The organism is Verrucomicrobiia bacterium (genome assembly GCA_019634635.1).
In the GTDB taxonomy this organism is placed as follows: Bacteria; Verrucomicrobiota; Verrucomicrobiia; order Limisphaerales; family UBA9464; genus UBA9464.
The window spans coordinates 1-9,560 of the sequence record JAHCBB010000063.1; the positions used below are offsets into that span (position 1 = coordinate 1).

Here is a 9,560-nt window from a genome sequence, read left to right on the forward strand (position 1 = left end):
TCTTTTCCTTCTCCAGTTGCGAAAGTCGGGCTACGGTTCTTTCAACCTGGAAACGGCAGTTGAAAGTAAGCCAGCAGGCTGCGGTGGTTGATCCTTGGGGACTCTCTCTCCGGTCGCGTGGCTGCGGAAGAGGGGGAGGCTTACGGTGACTTGGGCCACTGGGCGACTTCGGAGCGGGGGACGGTGACGATTCCGCCGGCGCGGGTCTTCCACATCACCAGGACGTCATCGCCTCCACTCTCGGTGGCGAGGAAGACGCGTCCGTCCTTGAGCCGGACCAGATCCGGTTGGCGGTTGAACCACGGGTTGTCCTCAGGCGTCCAGCCTGCGGGGACGGCACCCTCGCGCGCGCAGACCGGGCATTCCTGCGTTCCGGTCGCTTTGCAGGACTTGCAGGCCACGACCCGGCGTCCCTTGCAGGTGGGGCAGGGGCCCTTGCTGACCATCGTGCCGCCCTCAAACACCCACACCTCCCCGGCATGGCCCTCGGAAATGTAGAACGTGCGGCGGTCCGGGGTGCGGACCGCCCGGGCCATGACGCCGGGCTGCCCGGGGTACGGAACCCAGTTCCCTTCGTGGCGTTTGAAGCACGGGCCCGGACAGGGACGGTACCCGGCATTGCAGCGCGGGGCGGCGCAGGCGACCTCCCCCTTGCCGGCACACAGGAAGCAGATCTGCTCCCCCTCCCTGGGAGCACGGGGCTGGCCGGCGGGCGGATCAGCGATCGTCGAAGCGGCCGTCACCGAGGCCGGCGGCGATTCGGCGAGCCGCTGCTTCATCGCCGCCTTGGCCCTCGCCACCTGGGCATCGGTCGTCGGCCCGAGGTCCGTATCGTCCGGCCCGGAGGCATCGGCGGATTCCGTCGCACGGGAGCAGCCGCCCGCCCAGGCAACGGCCATGAGGACGGCCAGAATCAGGGGGCGGCTGATGGGGTTCACGGAGGGTCCCCGACCTGCGGGCATGTGGGGACACTGCCTCAACCCCGGGGTTCTGGGAAGGGGGTTCCCCGCGGCGGAGGCCGTTCCGATTTACTACTAAGAATTTAGTTGACCGGGATGGCGGGGCGGCCTATCCGTCATCCACTAATTCGTTAGTAGTCACGGAACACCCCATGCCCCGCAAGAAATCCAGGACGCTGACCGACGCCGAGCTTCGCATCATGGAGGTGATCTGGAAGCAGGGGTCCGCCACGGTCGGGGAGGTGGCCGAGGCGTTGTCAGGCAAGGACGGCTCGGCCTACACGACGATCCTTACGCTGATGGGCATTCTGCGGACCAAGGGATACCTGTCCTGCCGCAAGGACGGCCGGGTGCAGGTGTTCACGCCGCGTGTGGACCGTGCCGCGGCGGCACGCAAGGCCGTCCAGCAGCTCCTGAAGAAGTTTTTTGCCGGATCGCCCGGGGAGCTGGTGTTGAGCTTTCTGCGGACCGACGAGCTCAGTCTGGAGGAACTTGAGGAGCTCAAGCGACGGATCCAGGACACCCCCGATTCCCGGCCATGAACCTGTACGCGACGGCGCAGCACGTGATGGAGGCCCTGACCAATGGGGCCCTTCAAGGATTGGTGGTTTTCGCGCTGGTCGCCGCAGCGCTGCGCCTGCTTCCGACGATGAATGCCGCGACCCGGCATGCGGTGTGGTTCGTCAGCCTGCTGCTGATGGCCGCGCTTCCAGTGGTGCACGGGTTTCGCGTGTCCGAGTTTTTCAGGGCGGTGCCGACGCCGGCGCCGGCGCCTGGTCCCGTTGCGGCGTTGGTGCCTACGGACACCCAGTTCCCCGCTTCCGCAGAATCCCGGTTGCCATTCCCCCATCGGATCCCGGGCGGGGAAGTCCCGCTTCCGGACGGGCGTGCGTGGGTGATCGCCGAAGGCGACGATCCGCTGGTGCCATGGATCGAGTCCGGTGCGAGTCCGGACGCGGCGGAGAGCGGACAGCAAGTCACCGGCTCTTCACCCAAGCCCCAATCGGTTGACCGTCGTCTGACGGGGTTCGCCGACGAGGAACCGGCCGGTTTGTCCCACGGCGCTTCGGAAAGCGCCGCCCGCTGGGGGATTCCGGTTTCCCAGGGAGTCGCAGTGGTCCTGGTGCTCGGCTGGATCATTCCGGCGGCTTTCCGGCTCACCCGTCTGATGGTGGAAGTGGGCCGGGTGCGCCAGCTCAAACGGGGCTCCAAGCCCGCGCCTGAGGAGGTTTGCCGATGCTTCGAGCACCTTCGAACCGTCATGGGCGTGCGCCGTCCGGTCGTGGTTCGGATCGGTCCGGCGGACACCGTGCCGTTCGTCGCGGGTTTCCTGCATCCCATCGTGGTGCTTCCCGAGGGCCATGGCATGCCGCAGTCCATCGGCGACGTGACCCAGGTGCTGAGACACGAACTGGCCCATGTGCGGCGGCATGACGACTGGACCCATCTGATCGAGCAGGGGTTGCGGGCCGTGCTGTGGTTTCATCCGGCGGTTCACTGGATCGTCCGCCGCCTCTCCCTGGAGCGGGAGATCGCCTGCGACGATCACGTGCTCGACGCCGCCCACAGCTCGCGAAACTACGCGCTGCTGCTGACTGGATTTGCCGGACGACGTCCGGGTCGCGATCTGCACGCGGCTCCGGCGGTCTGGAGTCGTAAAACACAACTGAAGGAACGAATCGCCATGATACTCGATACGAAACGGAACGCGTCCCCACGGATCGCCCGCGCGATGGCCGGCCTGCTGATCCTGGGCACCACCGGCATCACCGGACTGGTGCTGCGGGCGGGTCCACAACTGGACCTGATCGCCCCGCCGTCGGCCGACAGCGATGCCACGGCGGCATTCCCCGTGAACGTGGAGGCCGCCATCAACGTGAATCCGGACGCGCTTCCGGAGCCGGTGGCCCCGGTTCTCGACGGGAAGGAAGGGGTGACGAGGCCCAGGATCAAGACGGGGGTCGCCGGGGAGGTGCCCGAACCCCCGACCCCCCCGGAACCGACCTTGGCGCCGCCCCCCGTTCCACCAATCCCGGCGTTGCCGGCACTGGAGCCGCTGCCGGCGCCGCGTCCGGTGCGCGCGGCGGCCAACGTCAATGTCCACGTGGATCCGGCCGCCGATGTGCGTACCGATGCCTCCAAGGCGGTTCGGGTCAACGTCCGCAGGATTGAAGGAAAGGATCGCGGGTCCTTGGAGGAGCGGCTGGACCGGCTTGAGCGGATGATGGAGCAGCTGATGGCTTGGGAGGGTGCCGGCTGGCAGGCCAATGACGGGTCGCCGGACCGCGTTGAGTTCCGCGTCGAGCAGGATCCCACGGCGGGGGCGCGGGGGATTGCGCGGAAGGCGGTTTTGGAGGCGAGATCCCACCTCCCCGATGCCGAGATGGTGGCGCGGATCAACAAGGAGGTTGCCGCTGCGGCGCGTGAAGGGGAGCGGGCGGCCCGGGAGGCGGTCCGCGAGGCCCAGAAGGCGATGCGGGAGCAGCAACGTGCGATGGAGCTGTCGAAGGGACGTTCCACCGCGGCGGTCGGGGATTTCCGGGAGCAGTTGGAGCGTCAGCGGATGGAGTTGGAGGCTCAGCGTCAGAAGCTTCGGCACGAGATGGAATCCCTCGAAAGGCGGCTTGAGACGCTGGAGTCCGATGGCGCGCTGTTGGAGGCGTTGAAGTCGTCCCGGAAGGAGGAGGTCCGCGACCGGAAGCGGCCGGCGGCGGCGTCGGATGCCAGTCCGGTCAATCCCTGAGCGGCCGACCCGTCGGAGGCTTGTGAAATCGGTCCGACCCGCATGCGCTCCGCGTGCGACTTCAACCGGGCCCCCTCCGCCCCCATTTATGAAACTCGCGCCCCCAGACACCGGCGACACGGCGATCTCGCCGCCGGTGCAGCTGGAGTTCATCCAGAACCAGATCGGGCAGCCCGAGGCGGCGAGTCTGGAGGACATCGAGGCCTATCACCGTGCGTTGTTCCTGCACCAGCATGCCCATGAGATTGAGCAGTGTACGCAGGAGGAGCAGGTCCACAGGGACCGTCTCTTGCACCTCGAGTCGCGGCTCGCCGCCGCCCAGGCCCGGTTGGTGGCCATGGATCCGCTCCTTCCCGTCCGCATGGGCGGCGAGCCGGATGTCCACCCCTCCGCCCCATGGAACGGATGGGACCGGACCATGTTCGCCGCGGGTGCCCTGGGCATCGTCGTGCTCCTCGTGTTCGGCGTGTTGAACATCTCGTTCAACCTCCTGGAGTCCGGACTGATCACCTTCACCGAAAACCCGGTGCGCGCGTACTTTTGGGCTGCACTGCTTCCCGTGGGTGCGCTGGGCGTGAAGGTGGGTTGGGACCTGATCCCGGGCCGCACGGTTCGATCGGCCTACCTGTGGGTCTGCCTCGGGCTGGGGCTGGTTGGCGTGCTGGTCTGGATGATCGGGTATGCCGCCACCTATCCGAGGCTGTCGCAGTCCGCAGCGGATCAGCTGGAGTCCGTCAGCGTTCTCGACGCCGGCGCGATGGGTCCGGCCCTGACCGCGGGGGGCGCGACGTGGCTCGACATGGCCACCGTGGTGTCCCAGGGCGCTGCGGAGGTGTTTCTGTCGGCCGTCCTGGGCATGTATCTGACGACGCTCTACGTGCGCCATCGTCCGGTCCGGCTCGCGGGCAATCCCCAGTTCCTGCAGTGGGACGAGGAACGGAGCGTGCTGGAGCAGGGCGTGGCCTTGGAGCGCCGCGCCCTGGCCGATGCCGTGGGCGCCCGGACGCGGCTGGAGAATCAGCTCTCCGCGTTGCTGCTCTACGCGCGATCCCTGTTCTTTCGCGAGACCAGGGACCGCGAGGATCGGGTGCGGGAGGAGCGCCGCCTGCTGGACGGCATCGCCAGCCAGCTGCGGCGCCAGTTGGAGGGTGTGGAGCAGAATCGTGCCGGCGGCAGGGAGCCGGGCCTGCCGCGGCGTGGGAGCGATCCGGTCCTGGGGAACGGCGTATGACGTTTCCCACCGTTGGCCGTTTGCGTCTCCTCAGTTGGGTCTGCCTCATCGGCGTCGCCCGGCTGGCGGCGGGCGGGGAGACCGGGGGTATGCCGGCCCCGGGCGCGCGCTGGATCGTCGGCATCACCCCGTTTCTGGAACCTGGGGCAAGGGATGCCGTGTTCCGGTCATTGGGACGCTTTGTGCTGGAAGGTATGTCCACCGGTTCAAGACTCGAAGTCTACGATGCCTTTCATCTGAAGACCGTGGCCGTTGTCTCCATCCCGGAAGCCATGGCCTTTCGCAGCAGCCGCACCCGGGCCAATCAGTTTGCCGGTGATCTAAACCGCCTGCGCCAGTTTCTGGCGGCGGGTCCCGGACTGGATCCCGCCGCCGGACCGGCCCTGACCAATGCGGTCCGGCTGCCCCAGTTCTTGGACTTTCTCTTCGAGAATGCCGCGGCCACGGGGGGTGACGGCGATCCATTGGTCATTCTGGTCCTGGGCAGCCCGCTGTATGTGGACCCCAAGGAACCGGACTGTTCCATGCGCGACGGCTACTTCCCGTCCGACGGGCACCTGCTCGCCCAACGCGATCGCACCGTGTTCGGGAAGGGAAGCCGGGACATCGGGCTGTCCAACGCGGTCCTGCATCTGGGCTACTTCGGCGACCCATGGATCTCGGATGTGCATCGCGAGAGGGTTCAACGCTTCTGGCACCTTTATGCCACCCGTCGCGGGCTCCGTCCGGGACGCTTCAGTGCCGACCTTCCGACCGTGTTTGCCGCTGTGACCCGAGGCACCGGTTCCGCCGGGGACGGGTCCACGACGTTCCACGGCGGCGACCTCGACTCCAAGGTGGAGATGGTCCGGATCACCCGCGACGCCGGAGCGACGGACTGGATCACGCGCGACCTGCTGGCCGGTTCCCGCCCTCCGCCGCCCCGGTCACGCACGGGCCCGATGAAGATTGGCATCCGATGGCGGGGTGACGTGGACCTGGACCTCTATGCCCGGCCGAGGGAGGGCGCTGAAACGCTGTTCTTCGAGCACGTGCGAAGTCCCGAGGGCTTCTATTTCAAGGACCACCGTTCCTCGCCCGACCGGGAGTACGAGTTCATCGAGTTCGAATCCCCGGTGGATGTGGATCGCGTCCAGGCTCGGATCAACCATTTCGCTGGTGATGCCCCGCAGGGCTCCGGCGGGGAGGTGCGGATCGAGTTCGACGGCCGCATCTACTCCGGCGAATTCCAGCTCGCCTCAAGGCGTGGCAATGAGGGCCGGGAGGGTCGTGGTCAGGACCCCTTTTGGACGGAGATTGATGTCCCCGGAATCCTGGGTCTCCGGGGGCGCTTCCCCATGGACTCGCGATGACCCCCGCGCACGCCGCAGGGCAATTCTGGCTCATGGCCACCTCCGGGAGGGCGGGCCGGGACAGGCGTCGTTTCGACTCTGCGGAACAAGTGGGGCGCAAACTCGTTCAGGTATTCGCGCCCCTTGTCCCAGGTGTGGGCGCCGTCCGTTTCCTTGTAGATCACGACGAACTGGTGGCCCTTCAGCATCTCGACCGTCTTGCGGGAGCTCTCGACCAGAAGGGTGATCTTGTGATCGGAGGACACCTCGGGCGAGGCGACTGGCGGCGGCCTGTTGGGCCGCTGGGTGGCGACGGTCATGGACGGGGCGAATACCGCGAGCCGTGAGGTGTCACCGGACCACGTTTCCGGACCATAGAGCATTTACAAAGTCCGGCAGCGGGAGGCACGCAATGTCGCCATGGCGGTCCCGGAGGACTTGGGGCTCGCGACCTCCATGGACCAGGAAGCGCCGTCCCACGGGATGATCATCGGCCAGGTCGCGCAGGCTCCGGATGTCCGCGGCCTGCACGCGGGTGCCGGACTTGATCTCCACCGCCACACTCCGGTCCTCCAGGAGGAAATCCACCTCGGCCCCGGTGCTCGTGCGCCAGAATCGAATCTCCATCTCGGGAATCCGATAGGCGCGATGCGCCATGAGTTCCATGAGCACCAACTGCTCAAAGCCTTTCCCATACTCGGGCGTTCCGGGGGCCGGTTGCCGTCGCGCCAGGTAGTTCGCCACACCGACGTCGAAGAAGTAGAACTTCTCCGTCAAAATCATCCGCCGATGGTCGCTTCGAGTCCACGGCGCCACCCGGAATCCCAGCAAGGTGTCCTCCAGGATCTCGAAGTATCCCCGCACCACCTTGGAGGAAATGCCGGCTTCGCGGGCGACATGGGCACAGTTGAGCAGCTCCGAGGACGTGATGGCGGCCACGCGAAGGAACTCGGAGAAGCCGGGGAGGTTCCGGACGAGGGCCTCGCCGGCGATCTCTTCGCGCAGGTAGCCGGCGACGTAGGCGCGGAGTTCCTCCACCGGATGATCCGCAGGACATGCGCCGGCAGCATGCCGGTCAGAACACATCGCTCGACGGAAAACCCGGTCCATCCGGACGGCGGCGATGCAGGCCACAGTTCTCCGAAACACAGCGGCCGCATCTCGCGCCGCCAGGCGCGACCCGCCAGCAGATTGGCGTGGCCTCGCCGGAGCTTGCGGGCGCTGGAACCAGTGAGGACGAATCGAAGCCCGAGGTTCTCGATCAGCCAATGCACCTCGTCGAGCAGCGCGGGCACCTTCTGCACTTCGTCCACGACAATGGTTTGGGAACCCTGACGCCAGACCTCGCTCACGGCACGTTCCCGCAGCAACTGCGGCCGGGCGGCATACTCTGCGAACACCTCCGTCTGAAGCAGGTCAATCCAAGGCACGGCGGCAAACTGCTCCCGCAACCAGAAGCTCTTGCCCGTGCGGCGGGGTCCCCAAAGGAACACACTTCGGTCTGGCGGTATCATCGCGCTCGAAGCGCCAGTGATCCACGTCGCGGGCGAAGACGTCGAGGGCCTTGCGGATCTGATCCTGTTGCCACTCACTGGGGGGCGGCTGGTGGACGGCCAGGTCGGCGAGGAACTGGCTGGCGAGGACGTCCACGGGCCCCTCGACCTAGTGGGTCCGGATGAATTTGAGGAAACGCAGGACATGAACGCTCCACCCGTGGAGTTTTTCGCGGTTCAGTGGGACGCGCTTGGCGGCTCCAGAGGCGCAGGAGCCAGGGCGGGTCGTCGCGAACGGCGCCAGCGGTGCGGCGTCCGCGTGGTGCTGGGGATTCGCGGGGACTGCGGTTCGTGGGATGGTCCACGTGGCCAACCATTCCGCAGCCTATGCAAACATTCAATTCCAGATTGACAGTCCTTCAAATCTAGGCTGCGATTGGGAAGTCTAAACAACGTTCGACAAGGCCATGATCGAGTCCCTCTCCATTCCTACGCCTGGGGTGATCACAGCTACGGTCTCTGGCAGGTGGACTCGAAGATCAGCGTGGGATTGGGTTGGTACGATCATCGCGCCGGAGCCGATTGTTGGGATGGCGTTTCTGCAAGTCGGGGATCATGTCGAGTGGGTCCGGTCAGAGAAGACCGTGCATCCGGAGATGGAGATTCGGCTGTTGTTGGGCCGCTACGACGCCGCGGGACTTGATATTCAGCCGAGCTTCGGCATCGGAGAGAACTCGGTCCGGTGGGGCACGATGCTTACTGACGTGAATCACTTGCCGAGTGTCCCTGAGACGCGCTCAATTCGGGTTGGACGGGCTTTCGCGTTTTGCGCCCCATTCGGAATGCCCCCGGTGGCGCTTTATGGTTTGGTGCTTTTGAGACGGCAGGTCGTTGGCGCACGCGTGGGGATTTGGCACCTGAAAGCGGAGCATAGCTCGCTATTGGTAGATCCCTGGAGGCGGGTATTCACGCATGCCAGGTCGGGATCCATTGAGATCCAGAATGGGATTGTCGAACCAGACGGTCCAGCGAACGGGAGCCAGCCGATTCGCTCGGGAACCAATCGAACGTCATCGGCTGCTGGCTCCCGTCGCTGACCTTTGCGTTAGGCCGCTCGACCACGCCTCGGAATGACGAACCCGACAGACCAGACTCCGTTACGAGCGACCCACGGCGGGCGACGCTTCCGTATCGAGTTTGGAGGCGAGGGCATTGGCTACTATCTCTACGTTTATGAGGGCGAGCGATGCACACACGATTACTTGCAGGACACACTCGAGATTACGCGGAGGTTCGCGCTTGAGGAGTTCGGAGTTCCGCCAGAGAGTTGGACCGATGACGACGAGACGGCCTAACCCCGAAGCGGAATAGGTCGGGCGGCCGGAGTGTGAGGTTGGAATGGGCGTGGGCCGCCCGACTTATTTCGCGGTTGGACGGAGTCGCGGAGGAGGCCCGGGCCGTATAGGAAAACTACCTGGATTCGGTGGACCGAAGGCGCCCGGAGCAGGCATAACTGAAGGGCCACCGTGTGGCCAGCGCGTGGTCTGAGCAGGCTCGGATATAAAACCGGGTGTTCCTTCGGTGCCGGACGTGGAGCGGAGGGCCTGATTGGGTAGTCCAGGCATGGAGGGTGCGCGGCACCGGATGGCGCTGAGCGGAACGGTGATCCGTGGCGTGGGTGCGCATGGGTCAGGAACTGTCGCAGATTGGGGGCGGTTCCCCGGTCCGGAGACGGACGAGGCGTGCGCCGGATCGGAGCGGGAGGAAGCGGCCGGCGGCATCCAGACGACCAATGCAGGTCAG

9 protein-coding genes are annotated in these 9,560 nt (G+C 66.1%); 5 read left to right on the plus strand and 4 right to left on the minus strand.

Annotated features, from left to right (window positions below):
* Nucleotides 1-140 precede the first annotated feature (140 nt).
* Nucleotides 141-938 carry a hypothetical protein gene (locus KF791_20610; protein ID MBX3734985.1) on the minus strand — a complete coding sequence of 266 codons (798 nt, stop codon included), beginning with the start codon at nt 936-938 and terminating at the stop codon, nt 141-143.
* Nucleotides 939-1,111: 173 nt separating this feature from the next.
* Between KF791_20610 and KF791_20615 the strand changes: the two genes are divergently transcribed.
* From KF791_20615 to KF791_20635, 5 genes are all read left to right on the plus strand, one after another.
* Nucleotides 1,112-1,501, plus strand: a complete 390-nt coding sequence (locus tag KF791_20615; protein ID MBX3734986.1) for a BlaI/MecI/CopY family transcriptional regulator — start codon at nt 1,112-1,114, stop codon at nt 1,499-1,501.
* Nucleotides 1,498-3,702, plus strand: coding sequence for a hypothetical protein (locus tag KF791_20620; protein ID MBX3734987.1), 2,205 nt, complete (start codon nt 1,498-1,500; stop codon nt 3,700-3,702). Before KF791_20615 ends, KF791_20620 begins: the two co-directional genes overlap by 4 nt.
* An 88-nt stretch (nt 3,703-3,790) precedes the next feature.
* Nucleotides 3,791-4,933, plus strand: coding sequence for a hypothetical protein (locus tag KF791_20625; GenBank protein ID MBX3734988.1), 1,143 nt, complete (start codon nt 3,791-3,793; stop codon nt 4,931-4,933).
* The gene (locus KF791_20630) at nt 4,930-6,285 is read left to right on the plus strand and encodes a hypothetical protein (protein MBX3734989.1); all 1,356 of its coding nucleotides are present in this window, start codon (nt 4,930-4,932) and stop codon (nt 6,283-6,285) included. Before KF791_20625 ends, KF791_20630 begins: the two co-directional genes overlap by 4 nt.
* Nucleotides 6,282-6,611, plus strand: coding sequence for a hypothetical protein (locus tag KF791_20635; GenBank protein ID MBX3734990.1), 330 nt, complete (start codon nt 6,282-6,284; stop codon nt 6,609-6,611). Before KF791_20630 ends, KF791_20635 begins: the two co-directional genes overlap by 4 nt.
* Nucleotides 6,612-6,615: 4 nt before the next feature.
* Here the strand turns inward: KF791_20635 and KF791_20640 are convergent, their stop codons facing one another.
* From KF791_20640 to KF791_20650, 3 genes are read right to left on the minus strand one after another with little or no spacing between them, the layout of a single operon-like run.
* Nucleotides 6,616-7,131, minus strand: a complete 516-nt coding sequence (locus KF791_20640; protein ID MBX3734991.1) for a DUF4143 domain-containing protein — start codon at nt 7,129-7,131, stop codon at nt 6,616-6,618.
* The gene (locus KF791_20645; GenBank protein MBX3734992.1) at nt 7,044-7,778 is read right to left on the minus strand and encodes an AAA family ATPase; all 735 of its coding nucleotides are present in this window, start codon (nt 7,776-7,778) and stop codon (nt 7,044-7,046) included. Before KF791_20645 ends, KF791_20640 begins: the two co-directional genes overlap by 88 nt.
* Complete coding sequence (locus tag KF791_20650; protein ID MBX3734993.1) at nt 7,681-7,914, minus strand: hypothetical protein; 234 nt, start codon at nt 7,912-7,914, stop codon at nt 7,681-7,683. The genes KF791_20645 and KF791_20650 overlap by 98 nt, the downstream gene beginning before the upstream one ends.
* Nucleotides 7,915-9,560: the final 1,646 nt, after the last annotated feature.